At 72.9% G+C, this 22,602-nt stretch carries 21 protein-coding genes; 14 read left to right on the top strand and 7 right to left on the bottom strand.

Going from position 1 to position 22,602, the window contains the following annotated elements; genetic code table 11:
• Nucleotides 1–283: 283 nt before the first annotated feature.
• Nucleotides 284–925 (bottom strand): class I SAM-dependent methyltransferase, encoded by a 642-nt coding sequence (locus ACIQCH_RS31820; RefSeq protein ID WP_402586639.1) that lies wholly within the window; start codon nucleotides 923–925, stop codon nucleotides 284–286.
• A gap of 192 nt (nucleotides 926–1,117) precedes the next feature.
• A complete protein-coding gene (locus ACIQCH_RS31815) occupies nucleotides 1,118–1,645 on the bottom strand; it encodes an RICIN domain-containing protein (protein ID WP_402586637.1) in 528 nt (175 codons plus the stop codon).
• 363 nt (nucleotides 1,646–2,008) lie between these two features.
• On the opposite strand from ACIQCH_RS31815, the gene ACIQCH_RS31810 reads away from it, so the two are divergent.
• The 4 genes from ACIQCH_RS31810 (at nucleotide 2,009) to ACIQCH_RS31795 (ending at nucleotide 6,465) form a co-directional block, all read left to right on the top strand.
• Nucleotides 2,009–3,502: an APC family permease gene (locus tag ACIQCH_RS31810; protein WP_402586635.1), complete on the top strand. Its 1,494-nt coding sequence runs from the start codon at nucleotides 2,009–2,011 to the stop codon at nucleotides 3,500–3,502.
• Nucleotides 3,499–3,936 (top strand): hypothetical protein, encoded by a 438-nt coding sequence (locus ACIQCH_RS31805; RefSeq protein ID WP_402586633.1) that lies wholly within the window; start codon nucleotides 3,499–3,501, stop codon nucleotides 3,934–3,936. Before ACIQCH_RS31810 ends, ACIQCH_RS31805 begins: the two co-directional genes overlap by 4 nt.
• Nucleotides 3,929–5,284 carry a dipeptidase gene (locus ACIQCH_RS31800; protein WP_402586631.1) on the top strand — a complete coding sequence of 452 codons (1,356 nt, stop codon included), beginning with the start codon at nucleotides 3,929–3,931 and terminating at the stop codon, nucleotides 5,282–5,284. The genes ACIQCH_RS31805 and ACIQCH_RS31800 overlap by 8 nt, the downstream gene beginning before the upstream one ends.
• A 62-nt stretch (nucleotides 5,285–5,346) precedes the next feature.
• Complete coding sequence (locus ACIQCH_RS31795) at nucleotides 5,347–6,465, top strand: aminopeptidase P family protein (RefSeq protein ID WP_402586629.1); 1,119 nt, start codon at nucleotides 5,347–5,349, stop codon at nucleotides 6,463–6,465.
• Here ACIQCH_RS31795 and ACIQCH_RS31790 read toward each other — a convergent pair.
• Complete coding sequence (locus ACIQCH_RS31790) at nucleotides 6,458–7,045, bottom strand: TetR/AcrR family transcriptional regulator (protein WP_402586627.1); 588 nt, start codon at nucleotides 7,043–7,045, stop codon at nucleotides 6,458–6,460. The two genes, ACIQCH_RS31795 and ACIQCH_RS31790, sit on opposite strands and share 8 nt — an antisense overlap.
• Before the next feature lie 91 nt (nucleotides 7,046–7,136).
• On the opposite strand from ACIQCH_RS31790, the gene ACIQCH_RS31785 reads away from it, so the two are divergent.
• Entirely contained in the window at nucleotides 7,137–7,688 is a 552-nt protein-coding gene (locus ACIQCH_RS31785; RefSeq protein WP_402586625.1) for a DUF3995 domain-containing protein, read from the top strand.
• Between the two features lie 19 nt (nucleotides 7,689–7,707).
• On the opposite strand, the gene ACIQCH_RS31780 is transcribed toward ACIQCH_RS31785, so the two are convergent.
• The gene (locus ACIQCH_RS31780; protein ID WP_402586623.1) at nucleotides 7,708–8,124 is read right to left on the bottom strand and encodes an ATP-binding protein; all 417 of its coding nucleotides are present in this window, start codon (nucleotides 8,122–8,124) and stop codon (nucleotides 7,708–7,710) included.
• A gap of 88 nt (nucleotides 8,125–8,212) precedes the next feature.
• Here ACIQCH_RS31780 and ACIQCH_RS31775 point away from each other — a divergent pair, with 88 nt between their 5' ends.
• The 6 genes from ACIQCH_RS31775 to ACIQCH_RS31750 all read left to right on the top strand — a co-directional run bounded on the left by ACIQCH_RS31775 (nucleotide 8,213) and on the right by ACIQCH_RS31750 (nucleotide 16,106).
• Nucleotides 8,213–9,061: a helix-turn-helix domain-containing protein gene (locus ACIQCH_RS31775; protein ID WP_402586621.1), complete on the top strand. Its 849-nt coding sequence runs from the start codon at nucleotides 8,213–8,215 to the stop codon at nucleotides 9,059–9,061.
• The gene (locus tag ACIQCH_RS31770; protein WP_402586619.1) at nucleotides 9,021–9,281 is read left to right on the top strand and encodes a DUF397 domain-containing protein; all 261 of its coding nucleotides are present in this window, start codon (nucleotides 9,021–9,023) and stop codon (nucleotides 9,279–9,281) included. Before ACIQCH_RS31775 ends, ACIQCH_RS31770 begins: the two co-directional genes overlap by 41 nt.
• A 25-nt stretch (nucleotides 9,282–9,306) precedes the next feature.
• Nucleotides 9,307–10,866: a serine/threonine-protein kinase gene (locus ACIQCH_RS31765; protein ID WP_402586617.1), complete on the top strand. Its 1,560-nt coding sequence runs from the start codon at nucleotides 9,307–9,309 to the stop codon at nucleotides 10,864–10,866.
• A 53-nt stretch (nucleotides 10,867–10,919) separates the two neighbouring features.
• Entirely contained in the window at nucleotides 10,920–12,572 is a 1,653-nt protein-coding gene (locus ACIQCH_RS31760) for a serine/threonine-protein kinase (RefSeq protein WP_402586616.1), read from the top strand.
• Nucleotides 12,573–12,672: 100 nt separating this feature from the next.
• A complete protein-coding gene (locus tag ACIQCH_RS31755; protein WP_402586614.1) occupies nucleotides 12,673–14,898 on the top strand; it encodes an acyl-CoA dehydrogenase family protein in 2,226 nt (741 codons plus the stop codon).
• A 17-nt stretch (nucleotides 14,899–14,915) separates the two neighbouring features.
• Complete coding sequence (locus tag ACIQCH_RS31750; RefSeq protein WP_402586612.1) at nucleotides 14,916–16,106, top strand: lipid-transfer protein; 1,191 nt, start codon at nucleotides 14,916–14,918, stop codon at nucleotides 16,104–16,106.
• A gap of 75 nt (nucleotides 16,107–16,181) precedes the next feature.
• Here ACIQCH_RS31750 and ACIQCH_RS31745 read toward each other — a convergent pair whose 3' ends face one another.
• The 3 genes from ACIQCH_RS31745 to ACIQCH_RS31735 form a co-directional block, all read right to left on the bottom strand.
• Nucleotides 16,182–17,981, bottom strand: coding sequence for a hypothetical protein (locus ACIQCH_RS31745; protein WP_402586610.1), 1,800 nt, complete (start codon nucleotides 17,979–17,981; stop codon nucleotides 16,182–16,184).
• A gap of 314 nt (nucleotides 17,982–18,295) precedes the next feature.
• Nucleotides 18,296–18,733 (bottom strand): hypothetical protein, encoded by a 438-nt coding sequence (locus tag ACIQCH_RS31740; protein WP_402586608.1) that lies wholly within the window; start codon nucleotides 18,731–18,733, stop codon nucleotides 18,296–18,298.
• A gap of 120 nt (nucleotides 18,734–18,853) precedes the next feature.
• Nucleotides 18,854–19,270: a DNA-binding response regulator gene (locus ACIQCH_RS31735; RefSeq protein ID WP_402586606.1), complete on the bottom strand. Its 417-nt coding sequence runs from the start codon at nucleotides 19,268–19,270 to the stop codon at nucleotides 18,854–18,856.
• Between the two features lie 328 nt (nucleotides 19,271–19,598).
• On the opposite strand from ACIQCH_RS31735, the gene ACIQCH_RS31730 reads away from it, so the two are divergent.
• From ACIQCH_RS31730 to ACIQCH_RS31720, 3 genes are all read left to right on the top strand, one after another.
• Entirely contained in the window at nucleotides 19,599–20,453 is an 855-nt protein-coding gene (locus tag ACIQCH_RS31730; RefSeq protein ID WP_402586604.1) for a MaoC/PaaZ C-terminal domain-containing protein, read from the top strand.
• 21 nt (nucleotides 20,454–20,474) lie between these two features.
• On the top strand, nucleotides 20,475–21,551 hold the full coding sequence (locus tag ACIQCH_RS31725) for a Zn-dependent alcohol dehydrogenase (protein WP_402586602.1): 1,077 nt from the start codon (nucleotides 20,475–20,477) through the stop codon (nucleotides 21,549–21,551).
• A 73-nt stretch (nucleotides 21,552–21,624) separates the two neighbouring features.
• The gene (locus ACIQCH_RS31720) at nucleotides 21,625–22,566 is read left to right on the top strand and encodes a 3-oxoacyl-ACP reductase (RefSeq protein WP_402586600.1); all 942 of its coding nucleotides are present in this window, start codon (nucleotides 21,625–21,627) and stop codon (nucleotides 22,564–22,566) included.
• Nucleotides 22,567–22,602: the final 36 nt, after the last annotated feature.

The raw sequence follows: 22,602 nt of genomic DNA, 5'->3' as shown, positions 1-22,602 counted from the left end.
CAGGCCCTGCGGCAGGCCCACCCCTGGGGCTTCGGGGCCTTCGGCCCTGGCCTGCGGCCACCCCAGGCCCGGGCCTGCCTCCGGTCCAGCCTGCCACCCCTGTCAAGCGCCTCCCCCACACACCACGGGCCGGCGACTCCCGCCTTGAGCCGGGGGCCGGAAGGCCTGTGGACCGTGCCGCCTCGCGAAGCGCGGAGAAGCCAAGGGAGGCGCGGGGAGATGAAAGGAGGCGAGGGGCGATGAGAGGAGGCGAGGGGAGGCGAGGGGAGGCGAGAGGAACGCCTCAGATGCCGCGGCCCGTGCGTCGCAGGACGCGCAGCGAGTCGGTGACGGAGACCTCCGTGAAGGCCCCGGACTCCAGTGCCCGGCAGTAGATCCGGTACGGGGCCTGGCCGCCGTCCGCCGGGTCCGGGAACACGTCGTGGATGACGAGCGTGCCGCCCTCGGCGACATGCGGGGCCCAGCCCTCGTAGTCGGCGGTGGCGTGCTCGTCGGTGTGGCCGCCGTCGATGAACACGAAGCCCAGCGGGGCCGCCCAGGTGGCGGCCACCTGCGGGGAGCGGCCGACGATCGCGATGACGTGGTCCTCCAGGCCGGCCTTGTGCAGGGTGCGGCGGAAGGTGGGGAGGGTGTCCATGACGCCCAGCTCAGGGTCGACCACGGTCGGGTCGTGGTACTCCCAGCCCGGCTGCTGCTCCTCGCTGCCGCGGTGGTGGTCGACGGTGACGGCCATCAGCCCGGCCTCGCGCGCCGCGTCCGCGAGCAGGATCGTCGAGCGGCCGCAGTACGTGCCCACCTCCAGCAGCGGCAGGCCGAGCCGGGCGGCGTCGGTGGCCGCCCCGTACAGGGCGAGGCCCTCCCGGACGGGCATGAAGCCCTTGGCCGCCTCGAAGGCGGCGAGGGTCTGCGGCTTGGGGGCGGCCATGGGTGCCTCCTGGCGGGTGTGGATCCGGTTCGCGGCCCGTCCCGGGGCCGGCCCGGGGTGGTCCGTGGCGGACCATGCTGCCCTACCCGCGGGTAGGGGGACAGGGCGGGGTCCGCCGTACCGCCGGCACGGGCGTGGCCCCGCCGGCGGGAGGGCCGGCGGGGCCACGGGAGCGCGCTGGGCGGGGTGCGGTCAGTTCTCGGAGAAGACCGAGTTCCACAGGTCGAACAGCGAGTTGCCGGCGCGGTCCGAGCACGGGTAGAGGACGGCCCAGGCGCCCTGGTTCGAGCCGCCCGCGTAGTTCACGCAGTTCTTGAAGGCGGCCTTCGGCTGGAACTGCCAGTAGTCGTTCCAGTCGGGGCTGATCTCGTTGAAGAGCGCGCTGTTGCTGTCGCAGGAGCCGAGGACGATCCGGTCGCCCTGCTGGTCGCGGTTGTACTGGTTGTACGCGCACAGCGCCGGGTTGCCCACGGACTGCAGCTTGAAGTAGCGGCTGCCCGCGTGGACCAGGTTCCACTTCTGGGCGTTGGTGTGGTTGCAGCTGTAGGCCTGGAGGCCGACCCCGGCGCTGAAGTTGCTGCCCGGGATGTCGAGGCACTTGCCGTCGGGGTTGTCGATCTCGATGCCGTACCGGTTGGCCGCCTGGGCGGGCCCGGCGGTGACGGCCAGGCCGGCGACGGCCGCGGCCGCGGTGACGAGTGCTGCGAAGCGCTTGCGCATGAAGGGTCCCCCCATGGGTGGTGCCGGGGGGTGCACGGGCAGGCTCGCGCCCCCCGTCCAGGCCCCCCGTAGACGGTCGTCCGGCCCGCGGCGCTGGTCCGCCGGCGAGCCGGGAACGAACGTACAGGAGGGTCGGGGCCGTTCGTCCCACGGCGGGCCCGTGGGACGTCCCAGAAAGATCCCAAGCCTCTGACCTGCACTTTGGGATGCTCGAGGAGGCTCGGCAGGTGCCGTCCGGATCCCCCGGCGGTGCGGGGACGGGTCCGGCGGGGCGGTCACCCGAACGGCCCCGGCCCGGACGCGGCACCCGGTCGGCCGTCCGAGGATGGCGCCAGGCCATCACCCTCGCGGAGGAGGCACCGCATGAGCGCCGCGGACCTGCCGGCGGACGACGCCGCACGATCGAGCAAGGCCGGAGCGACGGTGGGCGCCGCCCGCGCCGCGGCCGGCGTACCCAAGATCACCTGGCTCACGCTGGCCATGATGACCACCAGCTCGGTCGCCAGCCTGCGGGCCTCGCCGACCATGGCGGTCTACGGCCTCGCCTGCGTGTTCCTCTACCTGGTGCCGGCCATCGTGTTCCTGATCCCAACCGCACTGGTCTCGGCGGAACTGGCCTCCGGGTGGACGGGCGGCGTCTACAACTGGGTCGCGCAAGGCCTGTCGAAACCGCTCGGCTTCCTCGCCGTCTGGTGCCAGTTCGCGATGACGATCTTCTACTACCCGAGCCTGCTCGCGTACGTGGCCAGCACGATCTCGTACGTCATCAACCCCGCCCTGGCCAGCAACGGCGTGTACACGGCCATCGTCATCGTGGTCCTGTACTGGACCGGCGTCTGGGTCTCCTCGACCGGCACCAACGCCGTCGCGGGCCTGGCCTCCTGGGGCCTCGTCATCGGCACGCTGATCCCCGGCGCGCTGCTCGTCGTCCTCGGCATCGTCTTCCTCGGGCAGGGCAACCCGTCCGCCGCGCCGATGGACGCCTCGCACATCCTCCCGGAGTGGACCGGCATCGCCAGCCTGGTGCTGATCGTGAACAACTTCCTCAGCTACTCCGGCATGGAGATGAACGCGGTCCACGTGAACAAGCTGCGCGACCCGGCCAAGGAGTTCCCGAAGTCGATGTTCCTGGCCATGGGCATGGTGCTGCTGATCTTCATCCTGCCGGCCCTGGCCATCAGCTGGGTCATCCCGGCCAGCCAGCTCAGCCTGACCGCCGGCGTGATGCAGGCCTTCGACGCCTTCCTCCAGTACTTCCACATCGGCTGGCTGGTCCCGATCATCGCGTTCGGCCTGTGCGCCGCCTCGCTCGGCGGCATGCTCACCTGGCTGGCCGGCCCCTCCAAGGGCCTGCTGCTGATCTCCCGCGAGGAGGGCTATCTGCCGCCCTTCCTGCAGAAGCTCAACAGCCACGGGATCCAGCAGAACATCCTCGTCACCCAGGGCGTGGTCACCACGGTCATCGCCCTGATGTACGCGCTGATCCCCAACGTCTCCAGCGTCTACTGGATCTTCTCGGTCATCACCACGCAGGTGTATCTGATCATGTACCTGCTGATGTTCCTGGCCGCGATGCAGCTGCGCCGCAAGTTCCCCGACCACCCCCGCGGCTACCGCGCCCCGATGCTCAGGACCATCTGCTGGGTGGGCTTCGTCGCCTCGGCCCTGGCCATGGCGATCGGCTTCATCCCGTCCTCGCAGTTCGGCGGCAGCAGCGTCTGGGCGTACATCGGCATCGTCGGCGGCGGCCTGCTGCTGCTCGGCGTGATCATCCCGTTCGGCTTCCTCAAGGCCCGCAAGCCCAGCTGGAAGCAGCCCGAGGCCGACGCGGCCCAGGTCGAGGGAGGTGCGGCATGAGCCCCACCCGCTTCGCGTCCGAACACAAGTGGATCTACGTCGGTGCGATCGTGGTGCTGGTCACCATGATGATCATCGGCCTCTTCACCTACAAGCAGCAGAAGGCCACCAACGAGGCCCACGAGAAGGCGAACCAGCTGAACGACGCCCTGGTCGCCCAGGGCTTCCGGCCCCGCAACACCGGCAACATCGCCAACGCCCTGGGCACCGACGGCGGCCCGGTCTGCGAGGACCCCAACTCGGAGCTGAAGCAGGGCCTGTGGCTCGTCCAGATGGCCAACGGAGCCGGCGGCCCCGGCATGCGCCCGGTCATCGCCGACCGCCGCGTCCTGCTGGCCGGCCTCGAAGTCATCAAGGTCTACTGCCCGGACAAGCTGGACGAGTACCGGGAGCAGATCGAGGACCTCAAGACCTCGGACACCGTCAATGACTGACCCCGACCTCGCGGCCCGGGTGGCCGCCCTGATGCCCCGCGCCCAGCAGGACCTCGCCGAGCTCGTCGCGATGCGCTCCGTCGCGGACCCCCGCCAGTACCCGCCCGAGGAGTGCCGGCGCGCCGCCGAGTGGGTGGCCGCCGCCTTCACCGGGGCCGGGCTGCAGGACGTGCGCCTGGAGCCGACCCCGGACGGCAGCCTCGCCGTCCTCGGCCACCGCCCGCCCCCGCCCGGCGCCCCCACCGTCCTGCTCTACTGCCACTACGACGTCCAGCCCCCGCTCGGCGACTCCGCCTGGCACTCCCCGCCGTTCGAGCTCACCGAGCGCGACGGGCGCTGGTACGGGCGCGGCGCGGCCGACTGTAAGGGCAACATCGTCATGCACCTCACCGCCCTGCGGGCGCTGGGCGACGACGTCCCGGTCGGGCTGAAGCTGGTCGCCGAGGGTTCGGAGGAGCAGGGCACCGGGGGCCTGGAGGCGTACGTCCCCGAACACGCCGACGCCCTGCGCGCGGACGCCCTCCTCATCTGCGACACCGGCAACGCGGCCGTCGGCGTCCCCACCGCGACGACCACGCTGCGCGGCCTGGCCAACGTCGTCGTCACCGTGTCCACCCTCGCCGGCGACCTGCACTCCGGCATGTTCGGCGGCCCCGCCCCCGACGCCCTGGCCGCGCTGATCCGGATGCTCGACTCGCTGCGCGACGCCGACGGCGCCACCCGGATCGACGGCCTGGACTCCGGCGGCACCTGGGAGGGCGTCGGCTACGACGAGCCGCAGTTCCGCGCCGACGCGGCCGTGCTCGACGGGGTCGCCCTGCTCGGTTCCGGCAGCGTCGCGGACCGGCTGTGGGCCCGCCCGGCGGTCACCGTCCTCGGCATCGACTGCCCCCCGGTGGTCGGCTCGGCCGCCGCCGTGCCCGCCCGGGCCCGGGCCCGGGTCAGCCTCCGGGTCCCGCCCGGCACGGACGCGTCCGCGGCCGCGGACGCCCTGACGGCGCACCTGGAGGCCGCCGCACCCTGGGGCGTGCACGTGTCCGTGGAGCGGGAGGGCACCGGCTCCCCGTTCCGCGCGGCCACCGACGGACCCGCGTACGCCGCGCTCGACCGGGCGATGCGGGAGGCCTACGACCGGCCGATCTCCTTCCTCGGCCAGGGCGGCTCCATCCCGCTGTGCAACGTCCTCGCCGGCACGTTCCCCGACGCCGAGCTGATCCTCATGGGCGTCGAGGAGCCGCGCTGCCTCATCCACGCCCCGAACGAGAGCGTCGACCCCACCGAGATCGAGCGGATGGCGCTGGTGGAAGCGCTCTTCCTGCGCCATTACGCCGACCGCGGCGCGGGCTGAGACCCGAGCGCACCGACCTGACCCGGCCCGTCCCGACCGGGCCGACCGAAAGCCGGGAGACCATGCCGAAACCCTTCACCGTCCAGGACTTCTCCGCCCGCATGGCCCGGGCCGCGGAATCGGCGGCACGGGCGGGCCTGTCCGGGCTGGTCGTCACCCCCGGACCCGATCTGATCTACCTGACCGGCTACCGCCCGGTCGCCGTCACCGAGCGCCTCACCGCGCTGGTCCTGGCGCAGGGCAGGCAGCCCGCCCTGATCGTGCCGAAACTGGAGCGCCCCGACGCCGAGGGCTCCGCCGGCGCCTCCGCCCTCAAGATCACGGACTGGGCGGACGGCACCGACCCGTACGCCGCGGCGAGCCGGCTCCTCACCCCCGACGGCCGGTACGGGATCTCCGACTCGGCCTGGGCCATGCACCTGCTCGGCCTCCAGGAAGCCCTGCCCGACAGCCGATACCAGCCGCTCACGCGCGCCCTGCCCATGCTCCGCGCCGTCAAGGACGACGACGAGCTCGAACGGCTCGCCGCCGCGGGCGCCGCCGCCGACGAGGCCTTCCACGACATCCTCCGGGTGGCCTTCGCCGGCCGCCGGGAGAACGAGGTCGCCGCCGACCTCGCCCGGCTCCTCATGGAAAAGGGCCACAGCCAGGTCGACTTCACCGTCGTCGCCTCCGGCCCCAACGGGGCCAACCCCCACCACGAGGCCGCGGACCGGACGATCCGGACCGGGGACACCGTCGTCCTGGACTTCGGCGGCCTCAAGGACGGCTACGGCTCCGACACCACCCGCACCGTCCACGTCGGCCCCGACGTCCCCGACGAGGTCCGCACGGTGCACGAGGTGGTCCGGCGGGCCCAGCAGCAGGCCTTCGAGGCGGTGCAGCCCGGGATCACCTGCCAGGAGGTCGACCGGGTGGCCCGCGCCGTCATCACGGAGGCCGGGTACGGCGAGTACTTCATCCACCGCACCGGCCACGGCATCGGCCTGACCACCCACGAGCCGCCCTACATGGTGGAGGGGGAGGAGCAGCTCCTGGTCCCGGGCATGTGCTTCTCCATCGAACCGGGCGTCTACCTCCCGGGCCGCTTCGGCGTCCGGATCGAGGACATCGTCACCGTCACCGAGAACGCCGGGCGCCGCTTCAACAACACCCCGCACGACCTCGCGATCGTCAGCTGACCGGCCCGGCCGGTGACAGGACCATGCCGACCAGATGGTCGAGCGCGGCCTGCGCGCCGGGGCCCCCGAGCCGCGCCTCGGGGGCGAGGTCGGGTGCGGTCCTGCGGAGTTCGAGCCAGCCGAGGTAGGCGGCGTACCCGGCCAGGGCCCGGTGGCGGGCGTCCGCCGGCCCGAAGCCGAGGTCGGAGAACACTTCTTCCAGGAAGCCCAGTCGGGCCCGGGTCACCCGGGTGACCACGTCCGCGACCGCCGGATGCGCGGTCTGCGCGGCGAGCGCGGGCTCCAGCCCGGCGATCTCCTCGCTGCCCAGCGCCTCCGCGAACAGCGCGCGGGCCCGGACGAGGGGGTCGGGCTGCTCCCGGACGAGCGCGATGACGTCGGTCGTGCCGTGCCGCTCCCAGGTCTCGAGGGCGACGACGAGCAGGGCCTCCCGGTTCGCGAAGTGCCAGTAGAAGCTGCCGCGCGTGACGCCGAGCTCCCGCGCCAGCACGTCCACCGCGACCGCGGGGACCCCGCCGCGGGCCAGCGCGCGCAGCGCGGCCATCGTCCAGTCGTCCTTGGTGACCTTGCCCTTCGCCATGTTCCGTACAGTACTGTACGGAACATCCGTACAGTGGTGTACGGATCGGCGCCGCCTCGGGGTGGGGCCGCGGAGGGGGAGGGGTGGCGGCGTGAAGACCGTGAAGTGGCTGCTCGGTACGGCGGGGCGCGGCGCGGGGAAGGGCGTGGTGAGCGAGGTCGGTGTCGGGGGCGCGGCCGGCGGTCGTCCGGGCGCGGCCGCACGGATCGCGGCGGGGGCCGCCGCAGTGGGCCTGGCCGCTGCGGGCGCCTTCCACGCGGTGTGGGTGTTCTCCCCGTGGCCGCTGGCCTCGCGCGCCGAGTACGCCGCGGTGGTGGTGGGGGTGACGGAGGCCCAGCTGCCCTCGGGCCCGCTGACGACGGCGGTCGCGGGGCTGCTGGTCGCCGCCTCCTGGCTGGTCGTCACCGGCGCCCGGCCCGGGCACCCCCTCGCCGGGTCGAGGCTGGTGCGGGCCGGACTGTGGACGGTCGCGGGTGTGCTGGCCGTGCGCGGGGCGGGCGGCCTGCTGGTGTCGGCGCTCGGACTGGGCGAGGTGCCGGAGGAGTTCCGGCGGTGGGACCTGGTGCTGTACTCGCCGCTGTGCGTGGCCCTGGGTGGCCTGACGGCCTACCTGGCCCTGCGCACGCGGCCGGGTCGCGCCTGACGGTCGCCCTCCCGCCCGGTCAGCGGCCCCCGCCGGCCGTTCCGTCGCACTCGAACCACACCGTCTTGCCGATCGGGCGCGGCTCCGCGCCCCACCGGTCCGTGACCGCCTCGACGAGGAGGAGGCCCCGGCCGCCGTCGGCGAGCGCGTCGCCGCCGCGGACGGGGAGTGCAGGCGTCCCGTGCTCGTCGGTGACCTCCACCCGCAGGCCCTCCGGCCGCCTCAGGATCAGCACGGCGCACCGGCGGTCCGGCACGTGGCGCACGACGTTGGCGACGAGCTCGGTCAGGGCGAGCTCGGCCGCCTCGACCAGCTCGGTGAGCTCCCAACTGCCGAGGAAGGCGCGGATGTGCCGGGCGGAGTGCGCGCCCACGGTGATGCTCATGCGGTACGTACCGCCGAGCTCCGGCGACGGCAGCTCAGTTGCGTGAGTCATGTCACCAGACTGCGTACGGACGGTTACGCTCGGCTACCGACCGAAACGAACGCCGCGCGGCGTTGGAGCTGGGGGTGACCGCCTCAAGATGGTCAACATCCGTGATCTCGACCCGAGTGCCTCCCCGCTGGACTACTACGGCTCCGAGCTCCGCCGCCTGAGAGAGGAAGCCGACCTCAAGCAGGGGCAGTTGGGCGGGGTGGTCTTCTGCACCGCCTCGCTGATCGGGCAGATCGAGACCGCGAAGAAGGTGCCGACGCGGGACTTCTCGGAGCGGGTGGACGCGGCCCTGGGGACGGGCGGGTTCTTCTCGCGGCTGGTGGGGCTGGTGCTGCGCAGCCAGTTGCCGACGTGGTTCCAGCCGTATGCGGAGATGGAGGCGAAGGCCTCCTACATCTCCTCCTTTCAGGCCCAGTTGGTCGATGGACTGCTCCAGACGGAGAGCTATGCGCGGGCGGTGCTGCGCGTGCGGGGCGGCGCAAACCTGGAGGGGCTCGTCGCCGGTCGAATGGAGCGGCAGCGGATTCTGCGCCGCGACAATCCGCCTTTGAGCTGGGCTGTGTTGAGTGAAGCGGTCCTGTACCAGGAGATCGGCGGCCAAGAGGTGATGCGAGACCAACTTGCCCACTTGTTGGTTTGCCAGGAGCGGGAGTGGGTCCAGGTGCAGATCCTCCCCTTCGGGGCAGGAGCACACGCCGGGCTCATGGGATCGTTCAGCCTTCTGCGGTTCGAGGAAGAGCCGGACATCGTCTATACCGAGGACTTCGTTCGAGGCCATATGACGGCCGATGTGCAGGCTCTCAAGGAGGGGCATCTCCGTTACGATCATTTGCGGGCCGCCGCACTCCCCGTTGAGGACTCGGCGGCGCTGATCGCCCGCGTGATGGAGGAGCGTTATGGGCACCAACCAGACCCTGACGGGCGCGAATTGGCGTAAGTCCAGCTACAGCGGCGACACCGGAGGCCAGTGCGTCGAGTGCACCCCGCTCGGCGCCGTCATGTGGCGTAAGTCGAGTTACAGCGGCGACACCGGTGGCGACTGCGTCGAGGTCGCCGCCCACCCCTCCCAAGTCGCCGTCCGGGACTCCAAGAACCCCGCCGGGCCCACCTTCACGGTGAGCCCCGAGGCGTTCGACGCGTTCGTGCGCAGTCTCTGACGCCGGACGGACGGACAACGGGGGGATGAAGCGGATATCGGGGCCCGGCCCGGCGACGGCCGGTCCGTACCGGCTGTTCGCCGAGCTGGGCGCGGGCGGGATGGGCCGGGTGCTGCTCGGCGCCGGGCCCGACGGGCGGCTCGTGGCCGTCAAGCAGATCCACGCCGAGTACGCCGACGAGGACGGCTTCCGGGCCCGGTTCCGGCGGGAGGTCGCGGCCTCGCGGAAGGTGTCGGGGGCCTGTACGGCGGCCGTGCTGGACGCCGACCCGGAGGCGGAGACGCCCTGGCTGGCGTCCGTGTTCGTGCCCGGGCCCGCGCTCGACCAGGCCCTGGAGGCGGGCGGCCCGCTGTCCGAGGAGGCCCTGCGGCGCCTCGCAGCGGGGCTGGCGACCGCGCTCGCGGACATCCACCGGGCGGGTCTCGTCCACCGGGACCTCAAGCCCTCGAACGTGCTGCTCGCCGAGGACGGCGTGCGCGTCATCGACTTCGGCATCGCGCGGGCGGTGGAGGGCGGCACCCGGATCACGCACACCGGCTCGCTGATCGGCTCGCCCGCGTACATGGCGCCCGAGCAGGCGAGCGGGGGCACGGTCACGGCGGCGACCGACGTGTTCGCGCTCGGCTCGACGCTGGTCGCGGCCGCGACGGGGCGACCGCCGTTCGCAGCGGAGTCCGTGCCCCGGCTGCTGTACGAGATCCTGCACGCGGAGCCGGACCTGACCGGCGTACCGGAGGGGCTGCGGGGGCTCGTCGGAGCCTGCCTCGCCAAGGATCCGGAGCGGCGGCCGACGCCCGAGGCGCTGCTGACCATGGTGGGCGCGGTCGCCCCGGCGGCGCGGGCGTGGCCGGGCGTGGTGGCCGGACTGACGGCCGCCCAGCAGGCCGAGGTCGACGCCCTCGCCGCCACCCTCCCGCCGACCGGCGGGGTGACCGCGGGCGGCGGGAGCGCCGGTGGGGCCACCGCCGTCGGGGTCGGGCGGCGGCCCCGCTTCTCGATGAAGGTGCGGGTGCTCTCGGTCGTGGCCGTGCTCGCCACTGTCGGGTTCCCGTACGTCAGCCTCGGAGTGGAGTACGTCGGGAAGGCGTACGACAGGCTGACGGGTGGCGTACCGCTGTCGGAGCAGGACGACAAGTACCAGGGCAAGGAGATGACCTGCGAGGAGATCGGGGGCGGTTTCCAGAAGCCGGCAGGCTTCGGGGCGCCGTCCGGGAACGGCATCCACCAGGGCGACATCGAGTGGACGTCGGGGAACGTGTGCGCGTGGCGCGCGAGCGGCGGCGAGGCCTCGGTCGAATGGGAGCTGTACGTCTCCCGGCCCCGCAAGCCCACCGGAGCCGAGCAGGCCGCGCTGGTCCAGCAGGAGCGCGACGGCCGCGAGGATCCGGACCTCGGGTTCGACGGGGAGGGGAAGTGGTCGAGCGCGGGGAGCGGCCCCGCGTCCAACTGCGTGTTGTCAGTACGGGATGGGAACCTCAGGGTGCTCGTGGAGGTGAGGGGAGACCGCTATCCGGCGGGCGCCTCGTGCGAGTCGGCGGCGAAGCAGTTCGCACGGTCTGCCCTGCGGGTGCTTCCCGAGGCCTGAGGGCGCCGTGACCGGGGCCGTGAGGGCTCGGAGTGGTGGAGCGAGGGGGAGCGATGAGGAAGCTCAGGTTGACCGATCCGGTCGAGGTCGGGCCCTACCGGCTGCTGGCCGAGCTGGGGCGGGGCGGCATGGGGCGGGTGCTGCTCGCCGCCGGACCGGACGGGCGGCTGGCGGCGGTCAAGCAGGTGCACGCGCGGTACGCCGAGGACGACGACTTCCGGGCCCGGTTCCGGCGGGAGGTCGCGGCCTCGCGGAAGGTGTCCGGGGCGTTCACGGCCGCCGTCATGGACGCCGATCCGGAGGCGGAGACGCCCTGGCTGGCGTCCGTCTTCGTGACCGGGCCGTCGCTGGGGACGGTGGTCGACCGGGTCGGCGCGCTGCCCGGGGAGACCGTGCGGCGGCTCGCCGCGGGCCTCGCCACGGCGTTGGTGGAGGTCCACCGGGCCGGGCTGGTGCACCGCGACCTCAAACCGGACAACGTGCTGCTCGCCGAGGACGGCGTGCGCGTCATCGACTTCGGCATCGCGCGGGTGGCCGAGGCCGCCGACGGGGTGGCGGTGACGGAACTGACGCAGAGCGGGGTGGTCGTCGGGTCGCCCGCGTTCATGTCGCCCGAGCAGGCCGAGGGCAAGGAACTGACCCCGGCGAGCGACGTGTTCTCGCTCGGTTCGGTGCTGGTACTGGCGGCCACCGGGCGCAGCCCCTTCGCGGCGGAGTCGACGTTCCAGACGCTGTTCGACGTGGTGCACAAGGAGCCGGACCTGTCGGGCGTACCGGAGGGGCTGCGGGACGCGGTCGCCGCGTGCCTGGCCAAGGACCCGGCCGGGCGGCCCGCCCCGGAGCGGCTGCTGGAGCTGCTGGGGCCGGTGGCCCCGGGGGGTATCGGTGAAGAGGGTGGGAGCGGCGGGCGGTGGCCCGAGGCCGTGCGGGAGCTGGTCGCGGCGCAGCAGGCGGAGGTCGACCTGCTGCTGGGGGCGCCCGAGCGGACGGTGGTCGACGCGGCGGCGGCCGGCCCCCTCCTTCCGGCTGTCGGTGGGGGCGGTGCGCGGGTCGGGTCGACCGCCGTGGCCACCGCGGTCGATCCTGTCACGGCCGCCGCGGCCGACCCCGTCCGGCGGCGCATCCTGCGGCTGACCTGGGCCGGGGCGGCCCTGGCGGTCGCGGGCCTGGCCTTCGGGCTGGTGTACGCCATCTGGTTCCAGGGGGCGGGCGAGAAGCCGGAGGGGGATGTGTACTCCACGGTGCCGGATTGCGAGAAGCTCGGCGACAACCTCCCGATCTCGGGTCACCTCCCGCGGGAGGGCGCCAGCGTGGTCCGGAGGACCTCGGAGTTCTGCTCCTGGACCGAGGACGGGGCGACGGACTCGCACGCGACCGTGAGCTGGACGGTCCACGCGGGCGCCGACGGCGGGGGGCTGTCGGCGAGCGCCGCGCCGGCGACGGACGGCCTCGCGCCCGGCGCGCGGGCGGCACGCGCGGGCCTCGTCGAGACCGCGGAGAAGACGCAGTCCGAGCCCGTCTCGGTGTCCGGTACGGACGAGGCGTACTTGGGGTTCTGGGAAACCGAGTCGGGCTGCCGCCTCGGCGGGCGCGACTCGAACCTGGTGGTGTGGGTGATGCTCAGCGGATGGCAGCACCCGACCGACACGTGCAGGGTGGAGGCCGAGCGGATCATACGGGGCGCGATCGGGGGGGTGCCCTACTGAGCCGGCCTGCCGGGCCTCTCCTCGGACCGAACGCCTCCGGTGACAAGAACACCTTCATCTGACCTTCCGTCAGATTGGAACGTGTTCTACTCTGCCGCGCATGGGCAGCATCGGAGGCATCGGGATCACGCGCGAGCAGCGGGAGTTGGCCGAGGCGGTGCGCGGGTGGGTGGCGCGGGCCGTGCCGCCCGAGGACGTGCGCAAGCTGCTGGACGCCCCGCCGCCGGCCGTCGGCACGCGGCCCGCGTACTGGGACGCGATGGCCGCGCAGGGCCTGCTCGCCCCCCACCTGGAGGGCGGCACCCTGCTCGACCTCGCCGTCGTGGTGGAGGAGGCCGCGCGGGGCACGCTGCCCGGCCCCTACCTGGCGAACGCGCTCGCCTCCGCGCTGCTGGCCCGTGCGGGCGCCGACGACCTCGCCGGTGAGCTGGCTGCCGGCGGCCGGATCGGCGCGGTGGCGCTGGGGCCCGGCACGCTGACGGCCGTGCCGGGCGCGGACGGCGCGTCGTACGTGCTGGACGGCTCGGCCCCGCCGGTGCTGGGGGCGGGCGAGGCGGACCTCGTCCTGCTGGCCGCGGAGTCGGGCGCGCAGGGGCGGCTCTGGTTCGCCGTCGACGCCGACGGGCTGCGGGTGCGGACGCACGAGAGCGCGGACCCGACCCGGCCGACGGCGGAGGTGCGGGCCGAGGGGCTCGTCGTACCGGCCGGGCGGCGGCTCGCGGTCGACTCCGCGCTGGTGCGGGACCTCGCCTGCACTCTGTTCGCGGCCGACGCGTGCGGGACCGCGGCCCGGGCGCTGCACACCGCCGCCGAGTACGCCAAGGTGCGCGAGCAGTTCGGGCAGCCCATCGGGCGCTTCCAGGGCATCAAGCACCTGTGCGCCGACATGCTCGTCCGGGTCGAGCAGGCCCGGGCGCTGGCGTGGGACGCGGCACGGGCGGCGGACGAGGACGCCGCCGGGGCCGGTGCCGGGGCGGAGACGGCCGCGGAGGAGGGCGCGGCCGCCGGCCCCCGCGGGCTGGTCGCCGCGCTCGCCGCGGCCACCGCGCTCGACGCCGCGTACTCGTGCGCCAAGGACTGCATCCAGATCCTGGGCGGCATCGGCTTCACCTGGGAGCACGACGCCCACCTGAACCTGCGCCGCGCCCTCGTCGCCCGGCAGTTGCTGGGGGCCGGCGACGGCCACCGGCTGCGCGCGGTACGGCTCGCCGCCGCCGGCGCCCGCCGGGAGCTGCGGCTGGAGCTGCCGGCGGAGGCCGCGGAGTACCGCGCCCGCGCCCGGGTCGCGCTGGCGGACGTACGCGGCCTCGGACCCGCCGAGGCACGCCGCGCCCTGGCGCCCACCGGCTACGCGGCCCCGCACCTGCCGCCCCCGTACGGACTGGGCGCCGGCCCCGTCGAGCAGCTCGCCGTACAGCAGGAGATGGCCGCCTCCGGCGTCCGCATCAGCGACCTCGGCATCGCCACCTGGGTGGTGCCCTCGCTGCTCGCCTACGGGACCGGGGCGCAGCTCGACCGCTTCCTGCTGCCCACCCTGCGCGGCGACCTGTCCTGGTGCCAGCTGTTCTCGGAGCCGGGCGCCGGCTCCGACCTCGCCTCCCTGCGCACCCGGGCCGAGCGCACCGCCGCCGGCTGGCGGATCAACGGGCAGAAGGTGTGGACGAGTTCGGCGCAGAGCGCCGACTTCGGCATCCTGCTCGCCCGGACGGACCCGCAGGCGCCCAAGCACAAGGGGCTCACCTACTTCATCGTGGACATGCGGGCCGGCGCCGGCGCGGGCATCGACGTCCGGCCGCTGAAGGAGATCACCGGCGAGGCCCTCTTCAACGAGGTCTACTTCGACGACCTGCTGCTGCCCGCCGACGCCGTGGTGGGCGAGGTGGACGGCGGCTGGCGGGTGGCCCGCAACACCCTCGGCAACGAGCGCGTCCACATGGCCGACCAGATGGCCTTCGACACCGGGCTGGAGGCGCTGATCTCCCGGTCGGCCGCGCTCGACGACACGTACCGGCTCCGGATCGGGGCGCTGGCCGCCGAGGCGCACGCCCTGGCCTGCATCGGGCTGCGCACCACCCTCCAGCAGGTGTCCGGCCTCGAACCCGGCGCCGGGGCGTCCGTGCGCAAGCTCGTCCAGACCCCCCACCAGCAGCGGACCGCCGAGCTCGCGCTCGAACTGCTGGGCCCGGCGGGCGCGGTGCGGGAGGGGGCGGGGGAGCGGGCGGTGCACGGGATGCTCATGTCGCGCTGCCTGACCATCGCCGGGGGCACCACCCAGGTCCAGCTCAACGTCGTCGCCGAGCGGATCCTCGGCCTGCCACGGGACTGAAGAGGGGTACACGACAGATGAAGGCCTACATCGTCGGCGTCGGCATGACGAAGTTCGAGAAGCCGGAGTCGCGGGACTGGCAGTACTGGGACATGGCGAAGGAGGCCGGCACGGCGGCCCTCGCGGACGCGGGCCTCGACTACGGGCACGTGCAGCAGGTGCCGGTCGGGTACTGCTTCCAGGCCTCGACGGCCGGCCAGCGGGCCGCGTACGAGCTGGGGCTGAGCGGCGTACCGGTCTACAACGTCAACAACAACTGCGCCACCGGCTCCACGGCCCTGATGATGGCCCGGCAGTTCGTCGAGGGCGGGATCAGCGACTGCGTGCTCGCGCTGGGCTTCGAGAAGATGAAGAAGGGCGCGCTGGGCGGTGGCGCCGACGGCGGAGACTTCAAGACCTCGCCCGTGGCCCGGCACTACGGGGTGATGGCCGCCAGGCACGGGTTCGAGATGACCCCGCCCACCGCGCAGATCTTCGGCAACGCGGCGCGCGAGCACATGGAGCGGTACGGGACCACGGCCGCGCAGCTGGCGGCGGTGGGGGAGAAGAACCACCGGCACAGCGCCGACAACCCGAACGCGCAGTTCCAGGACGTCTACACGGTCGAGGAGATCCTCGCGGCGAGGGAGATCCACCGGCCGCTGACCAAGCTCCAGTGCTCGCCGACCTCGGACGGGGCGGCCGCTGCCGTGGTGGTCTCGGAGCGGTTCATGGTCGAACACGGGCTGCACGCGAAGGCGGTGGAGATCGCCGCCCAGGCGATGACCACCGACACGGCCGACTCCTTCTCCTCGGGCTCGTGCATCGACGTGGTCGGCAGGCCGATGACGGCGGCCGCGGCCAGGCAGGTGTACGAGCGGTCGGGCCTCGGGATCGAGGACGTGGACGTCGTCGAACTGCACGACTGCTTCTCGGTCAACGAGCTGCTGACGTACGAGGCGCTGGGCATGTGCGCGGAGGGCGCGTCGGGCAAGCTCGTCGAGTCGGGGGCGACGACGTACGGGGGGCGGTGGGTCGTGAACCCGTCCGGGGGCCTGATCTCCAAGGGCCACCCGCTGGGCGCGACCGGCCTCGCCCAGGCCGCCGAACTCGTCTGGCAGCTGCGCGGCGAGGCCGGCCCCCGCCAGGTCCCCGGCGCCCACGTCGGCCTCGCCCACAACATCGGCCTCGGCGGCGCGGCCGTCGTCACCCTGCTGCGGCGCGACTGACCCCGCCGAAGGCTCCGGGGGCGGAGCGGAGGGGCTCCGCCCCCGGAGCCGGCGGGCCGTCCGGGTCGGCCGCCCTCAGGGCGTACCGCTCCCGACGCGGGACTCCGCCCGGTAGAACCTGTCGGTGAACTGGACGGTGCGGGTGGCCGCCCCTTCCGGATCCTCGTCCGCTGCTTCCGCCTCGGGATTGAAGATCAGGTCGTAGACCCGCTGCATGACCTCGACGTCGTACCGGCCGTGGTCGTGACCGCCGTTCCCGTGGCCTCCGTTCCCGTGGCCCCCGGTCTCGTGACCGCCGCTCCCGTGGCCTCCGGTCTCGTGGCCCCCGTGGTGGTGGCCGCCGTCGGCAGGGACGTCGTGCGCGTGGTCCCCGTGCTCGGGGCCGCCGTCCACGTGACCGACGGCCGCCTGACCGTCGTGCGCGTGGTCGCCGTGCTCGTGGCCGTCGGTGTGTCCACCCGGTCCGTGCCCGGCGCACGTCGGGCCCACCCACGGCGTCTCGAGGCCGACCCACTGCCCCTTGGCGAACCACGGAACGGATCCCACGGTCGTGCGGGTGACCTGCCCTGGATGCGCGGCGGCGTGCGCCTCGAACCAGTCCTCGATGCGGTCGTCGACCCAGCCGTGCAGGCGCCAGAAGAGGGGGTTCACGTGTGACGAGAACGCGTCGTTGAGATCGTCGTAGTAGAACGGCTTGCCGTTGCCCTGCCAGACCTTGATCCACTTGTCGGAGGACTCCTTGACCGGCCGGCCGCCCGGCAGGGGCGCGGTCGTCTTGGGGTCCCTCGGGAGCGAGCACCACCGCATGTGCAACTGGTTGTGGACCAACCATTCGATCTTCTGGCCGAGCTGGTCGAGCGAGAGTGTCGCCAGGTACTTCGGATCCTTGAACTTCCGCTCGAGGAAGGTCATCCGTGACTGCCAGAACTCGTCGCTCTTGATGAGCGCCAGTCCCTTGGAGGTGCCGTCGCCCTTCCCCTGGTCCCATGCCTGGGGCACGGAGAATCCGTCGAGGTTCCCTGACCGCCGGTTCGGGGTGGGGATGGACTTCCAACCCGGGACCATGGGCAGGCCGTGCTCGTCCAGCAGCTCGCGGACCTCGTGGATCATCTGGCGGTGCATGAAGAGGAAGTCCTCACCGGCACCGTTGTCCGGCTCGCGGTTCTTGCTGGTTCCGCGCGTGGGGAATTGGCTCGGGTGCGGTGGCTCCCAGCCGAGCCTGGCGATCTCCAGCTTGTCGGCTTTCGAGATGTCGCCCTCACCGGGGGTGTTCCAGTAGTCCCGCAGCCCGTGCCAGAGCGCGTGGTGCAGACGATGGTGCCGTGATCCCACCATTTCGAGCATCTCGGGAGGCAGACCGATCACCTCCCGCGCCTCGACGAACGCGGGGCGCACCATGAGGAACGAGGCGGTGGCGCCCCGCAGGGCCGCGCGGTCTCTCGTCTGGTTCGGCGCGAGGTCGCCGTGCGTCTGGCTGCGCACGACCGATCCGACGATCGCGTCGATCTGGCTGGAGCCGTCCGGCCATTTGGCGGTGTAGTGCGCGTCGTACTCGTACAGCCAGCCGTCGCTCGGCGTTCCGGGCAGGCCGTGGGCGTTCCACTTGATCCAGGTGGTTCCGTCGCGCTCCTCGATCTTTCCGTTCAGGTGCATGTCGAGCGGACTCTCGGCGGTGCCCATCTCGAAGACCCCGGTGAGCCCGCCGGTGACCGTCGGGTGGAACGTCATCACTCCCTGGCCGAAGAGGTAGCCGGACCACTGTTTGACGTCGTCCGCCACCATGTGCTCGGGGTCGAGCTCGGGCAGGACGGCGGACTGGTTGACGAAGCTGCGGTAGGTCCAGCTGCCAGCGAGCAGGTCGTAGATCATGGTCACTCGCCCCATCTCGATCGACGTCGCGATCGCTGATGACCCGGTCGGCGGCATGTCCTGCCGACGCGGGATCCGTGGGAAGGGGGCGCCGAATTCGCGTGCGCGGAGACCGGTCCGGAAGGTCGAGAGTCCGGCCATCAGGATGTGCCGAGCAGCGGCTGCGCCTCACTCAGTATCCGGTACGCCTGTCGCATGCGCATCTGAGCGACTTCGCCTGCGGCTTCCGTGTAATTGAAGCCCGAACTGGTGCTGAGGCTTGTCTTCCTCGGTTCGGGCCGTACGGGCCGCATGACCCGTACAGCCCGCACGGACCTCGCTCAGAGCTTCGCGACGTCCTTGTGCATGATCTCGGCCGAGTCGTCGTGGTAGGCGATCAGGCGCACCTTGAGCGGGTGGTCGGCCGGGGCCTTGATGATCCGGTTGGGCGTCTCCAGCATCACGTAGCCGTAGCACGCGGGCTCGGTGGTGAGGGAGTTCCATCCGTTGTTCCAGCCGTTCGGGTCGTTCCACTCCACCCACACGCAGTCGCGCCCGGCCGAGACCTCCCGTATCGAGGTGATCTTGAAGGCGTTCACCTCGCCGGCCACGCGCTCGTAGGTCACCGTCGCGGTGTTGTGGTGGAGGGCGGCGGTACCGGCCTCCAGGGAGACCGTGAGGAGCGTGCCCTCCGGGGTGTCGGCGGCGGCCGGAGCCGCGCCTCCCGCGAGTGTGGCGGCCACCAGGGCGAGGGTCGCGGGCAGGGCGGATACGCGCATGATTCCGTCTCCACGAAGCTAGGTTGAGGGAGCCTCATCCTGGTCCAGCACGAGGGCCGGCGCTGCGGGGGAATCCGTCATTCGGTGGCCGGGAAACGCACCCGCCGACGCCGAACGGGCCTACGCCTCGAGCACCGGGTCCGTGACCGGCTCGCCCGTCACGGCGCGGCGGACCGCGTCGGCCAGTGCCGCGGGAGGATCGTCCCGCAGCACCACCCCCGCCGCCCCCGCGGCCAGCGCCCCCTGCACCAGGCCCGGCCGGGCCGACCCGGCCAGCACCAGCACCCGGCACTCCGGAGCCTCGCCGCACACCACCGCCACCTCCGCGAGTGCGGCCGGCCGGTCCGCGTCCACCAGGGCCACCGCCGGACGGGCCGTCAGGGCCGCCGCGCCCACGTCCGCGCCCGGCGCGACCAGGGCGACCACGTCGAGGTCCGGTTCCAGCCCGAGCAGCACCGCCAGCGCGCCGGCCGGCGTGCCCGGCCCCTCGGCCAGCAGGACCCGCAACGACCTCGTCGTCCGGAAATTCCGGGGCATTTCGTCCACCCGCCCAGGGTAGGGGGCGCACTCCCCGTACGCCCGCCGGGTCGCCCGCCGGGCGGGTCCGACGCGACTTCTGACGTCACGTCAGCAGTCTTCACAAGTGCTGGGTGGTGCGTTATACATAGGGGCCACCGGCCTAGAACGCGTTCTAGAACTGCCCCCGGAGCGCCGCGCAGCGCACGGGGCGCGGGCCACGCGCGCGGGCCGGCCCGCAGACGACCTCGGTGCGGCCGACGGTGCGGACGGCCGCACCGAGGTCTTCCACGTTCCATCCGCTTCCGCACCCCTGCGCACCACCGGGCAATGAAGGAGCAGCAGCCGCATGCCGATCGATGCCGCACGGGCCCTCGCCGCCGAACCCCGCACGAGTGACATCAGCTGGGACCACAAGGACATCCAGCTGTACCACCTCGGACTCGGCGCGGGCATCCCGGCCACGGACCCCGACGAGCTGCGCTACACCCTCGAGTCGAAACTCCACGTCCTGCCCAGCTTCGCCACCGTCGCGGGCGCGGGCATGGCCATGCTCGGCGGCCTCGGTGCCCCCGGCATCCAGGTGAACCTCGCCGCCGTCCTGCACGGCGGCCACGCCGTCCGGCTGCACCGCCCCATCCCCGTCGAGGGGCGGGCCACCTCCAGCTCGAAGGTCGCGGCGGTCTACGACAAGGGCAAGGCCGCCGTCATCGTGCTGCGCTCCGAGGTCGCCGACGCCGAGGGCCCGCTGTGGACCTCCGACGCGCAGATCTTCGTCCGGGGCGAGGGCGGGTTCGGGGGCGAGCGCGGCCCCTCCGAGCGCCTGGAGGAGCCCGCGCGCGAGCCGGACCGGACGGTGGAGCGCACCATCCGCGAGGAGCAGGCCCTGCTCTACCGGCTCTCCGGGGACTGGAACCCGCTGCACGCCGACCCCGACTTCGCCAAGACGGCGGGCTTCGACCGGCCGATCCTGCACGGCCTGTGCTCGTACGGGATGACGCTCAAGGCCGTGGTGGACACCCTCCTCGGCGGTGACGTCTCGCGCGTACGGGCGTACAGCACCCGCTTCGCCGGCATCGTCTTCCCGGGCGAGACGCTGCGGATGCGCATGTGGCAGGAGCCCGGCCGCATCCAGGTGACCGTGACCGCCGCCGACCGGGACGACGCCCCGGTCCTCGCCGACACCCTCGTCGAACACGCGTAACCCAGCCAAAGGAGCCGCACCGTGCGCGCAGCACTGCAGAGCGAGATCGGCCAGGACAAGCTCGAGGTCGTCGACGACATGGCCGCCGTCGGCTTCGGCCCCGGCAAGGTCCGGATCCGCATCAAGGCCACCGGCCTGTGCCACTCCGACCTCTCCGCGATGAACGGCGTACTGCCGCAGCCCGCCCCGTTCGTGCCCGGCCACGAGGGCTCCGGCGAGATCGTGGACGTCGGCGACGGCGTCACCAGCCACAGGATCGGCGACCGGGTCCTGGTCTGCTGGCTGCCGCCGTGCGGGCACTGCCCCTCCTGCAAGCGCGGCGAGGGCCACCTGTGCCTGGAGTCCTTCGCGAACGTCGCCACCCCGAACTTCCGCCGCGCGGACGGCGACGTCTTCGGCTTCGCCGGCACCGGCACGTTCGCCGAGGAGGTCGTGGTGCCGGCCGGGTGCGCGGTCCCGATCCCGGACGACCTGCCGTACGACATCGCCGCGCTGATCGGCTGCGGCGTCACCACCGGGCTGGGCGCGGCCATCAACACCGCGAAGGTGGCCGCCGGCTCCTCGGTGGCGGTCATCGGCTGCGGCGGCGTGGGCATCTCCGTCATCCAGGGCGCCAAGGTGCAGGGCGCCGCCCAGATCGTCGCCGTCGACCCGGTGGCGTCGCGGCGCGAGGCCGCGCTGCGGTTCGGGGCCACCGGGGCGATCTCGCCCGAGGAGTTCGGCGACGCCAAGAACCGGATCACGGCGGGCGAGGGCTTCGACTACGTCTTCGAGGTCGTCGGCAAGTCCGCCACCGCGCACAAGGCGTACGAGATGACCCGGCGCGGCGGCTCGGTGGTCGTGGTCGGCGCCGGCGCCCTCGACGACAACTTCCAGGTCAACATGTTCTCGCTGTTCTTCGACGAGAAGAAGATCCTGCCGTCGATGTACGGCGGCGGGGACGTGCTCCGCTCCTACGAGCGCACCATCGCCCTGTGGCGGGCCGGCCGGATCGACCTGGCGGGCCTGATCACCCACCGCGTGCAGCTCGCCGAGATCAACGACGCGATCGACCAGATGCGCACCGGCGTGGCCCTGCGCACCTGCATAGAGCTCTGAGGGCCGACGGCTCCGGGCGACACCGTGCACCAACGAGCGACACCTTCCGTGATCCGAGAGGGGAACGTGCCTGATGTCACTGCCACTTGAGGGCCTGTCCGCGATCGTCACCGGCGCGGGCCGGGGCCTCGGCCGGGCCGAGGCGATCGAGCTCGCCCGGCTCGGCGCGAGCGTCGTCGTCAACGACTTCGGGCAGCCGGGCCGGGACGGCACCGGGGCGGCCTCGGCGACTCCGGCCGAGCAGGTGGCCGAGGAGATCCGCGCGGCCGGCGGGCAGGCCGTGGCCCACCTCGGCGACGTGGCCGACTTCGGTCAGGCGCGCGAGCTGGTGGAGCTGGCGGTGAGCAGCTTCGGCAAGCTCGACGTCCTGGTCAACAACGCCGGCATCCTGCGGGACCGGATGGTCTTCTCGATGTCGGAGGAGGAGTGGGACTCCGTCATCCACGTCCACCTCAAGGGCCACTTCAACACCACCCACTTCGCGGCCGTGCACTGGCGCGAGCGGTCCAAGGCGGCCGGCGGGCCGGTCTACGGGCGGATCGTCAACACCTCGTCCGAGGCCTACCTGGCCGGCTCCGCCGGGCAGCCGAACTACGCGGCGGCCAAGGGCGGCATCGTCGGGCTGACGACGTCGACCGCGCTGGCCCTCGCGAAGTACGGCGTCACGGCGAACGCCATCTGCCCGCGCGCCCGCACCCGGATGACCGAGGACGTCTTCGCGGGCTTCCAGGTCCCGGAGGAGGGCAAGCTCGACCCGCTGGCGCCCGAGCACGTCTCCCCGCTGGTGGGCTACCTGGCCTCGCCGGCGGCCGGGCGGGCCAACGGCCAGCTGTTCGTGGTGCACGGCGGGATGGTGGCGGTGATGGAACGGCCGCGGGTGGCGGCCAAGTTCGACACCGCCAAGGAGGCCTTCTCGTACGAGGAGCTGGACGAGCTCCTCACCCCGCACTACGCCGCCCGCCCGGCGAACGAGACGTTCGCGGCGGCGGAGGTGCTGGGTCTGAAGCGCGGCTAGCCGAGCGGCTGCCGGCGAACGGAAGGGCCCGGGGGA

Source organism: Streptomyces sp. NPDC093225, from assembly GCF_044753805.1.
In the GTDB taxonomy this organism is placed as follows: domain Bacteria; phylum Actinomycetota; class Actinomycetes; order Streptomycetales; family Streptomycetaceae; genus Streptomyces.
This window is presented reverse-complemented; position numbering and strand designations above follow the sequence as displayed.

What these genes read in the sequence shown, in the direction of transcription:
- ACIQCH_RS31770 (WP_402586619.1), top strand. Translation starts at nt 9,021, where the DNA reads ATGGGCACCAACCAGACCCTGACGGGCGCGAATTGGCGTAAGTCCAGC.
- ACIQCH_RS31765 (WP_402586617.1), top strand. Translation starts at nt 9,307, where the DNA reads ATGAAGCGGATATCGGGGCCCGGCCCGGCGACGGCCGGTCCGTACCGG.
- ACIQCH_RS31820 (WP_402586639.1), bottom strand. Translation starts at nt 925, where the DNA reads ATGGCCGCCCCCAAGCCGCAGACCCTCGCCGCCTTCGAGGCGGCCAAG.
- ACIQCH_RS31755 (WP_402586614.1), top strand. Translation starts at nt 12,673, where the DNA reads ATGGGCAGCATCGGAGGCATCGGGATCACGCGCGAGCAGCGGGAGTTG.
- ACIQCH_RS31795 (WP_402586629.1), top strand. Translation starts at nt 5,347, where the DNA reads ATGCCGAAACCCTTCACCGTCCAGGACTTCTCCGCCCGCATGGCCCGG.
- ACIQCH_RS31750 (WP_402586612.1), top strand. Translation starts at nt 14,916, where the DNA reads ATGAAGGCCTACATCGTCGGCGTCGGCATGACGAAGTTCGAGAAGCCG.
- ACIQCH_RS31780 (WP_402586623.1), bottom strand. Translation starts at nt 8,124, where the DNA reads ATGACTCACGCAACTGAGCTGCCGTCGCCGGAGCTCGGCGGTACGTAC.
- ACIQCH_RS31800 (WP_402586631.1), top strand. Translation starts at nt 3,929, where the DNA reads ATGACTGACCCCGACCTCGCGGCCCGGGTGGCCGCCCTGATGCCCCGC.
- ACIQCH_RS31735 (WP_402586606.1), bottom strand. Translation starts at nt 19,270, where the DNA reads ATGCCCCGGAATTTCCGGACGACGAGGTCGTTGCGGGTCCTGCTGGCC.
- ACIQCH_RS31760 (WP_402586616.1), top strand. Translation starts at nt 10,920, where the DNA reads ATGAGGAAGCTCAGGTTGACCGATCCGGTCGAGGTCGGGCCCTACCGG.
- ACIQCH_RS31790 (WP_402586627.1), bottom strand. Translation starts at nt 7,045, where the DNA reads ATGGCGAAGGGCAAGGTCACCAAGGACGACTGGACGATGGCCGCGCTG.
- ACIQCH_RS31775 (WP_402586621.1), top strand. Translation starts at nt 8,213, where the DNA reads ATGGTCAACATCCGTGATCTCGACCCGAGTGCCTCCCCGCTGGACTAC.
- ACIQCH_RS31720 (WP_402586600.1), top strand. Translation starts at nt 21,625, where the DNA reads ATGTCACTGCCACTTGAGGGCCTGTCCGCGATCGTCACCGGCGCGGGC.
- ACIQCH_RS31815 (WP_402586637.1), bottom strand. Translation starts at nt 1,645, where the DNA reads ATGCGCAAGCGCTTCGCAGCACTCGTCACCGCGGCCGCGGCCGTCGCC.
- ACIQCH_RS31730 (WP_402586604.1), top strand. Translation starts at nt 19,599, where the DNA reads ATGCCGATCGATGCCGCACGGGCCCTCGCCGCCGAACCCCGCACGAGT.
- ACIQCH_RS31740 (WP_402586608.1), bottom strand. Translation starts at nt 18,733, where the DNA reads ATGCGCGTATCCGCCCTGCCCGCGACCCTCGCCCTGGTGGCCGCCACA.
- ACIQCH_RS31810 (WP_402586635.1), top strand. Translation starts at nt 2,009, where the DNA reads ATGAGCGCCGCGGACCTGCCGGCGGACGACGCCGCACGATCGAGCAAG.
- ACIQCH_RS31805 (WP_402586633.1), top strand. Translation starts at nt 3,499, where the DNA reads ATGAGCCCCACCCGCTTCGCGTCCGAACACAAGTGGATCTACGTCGGT.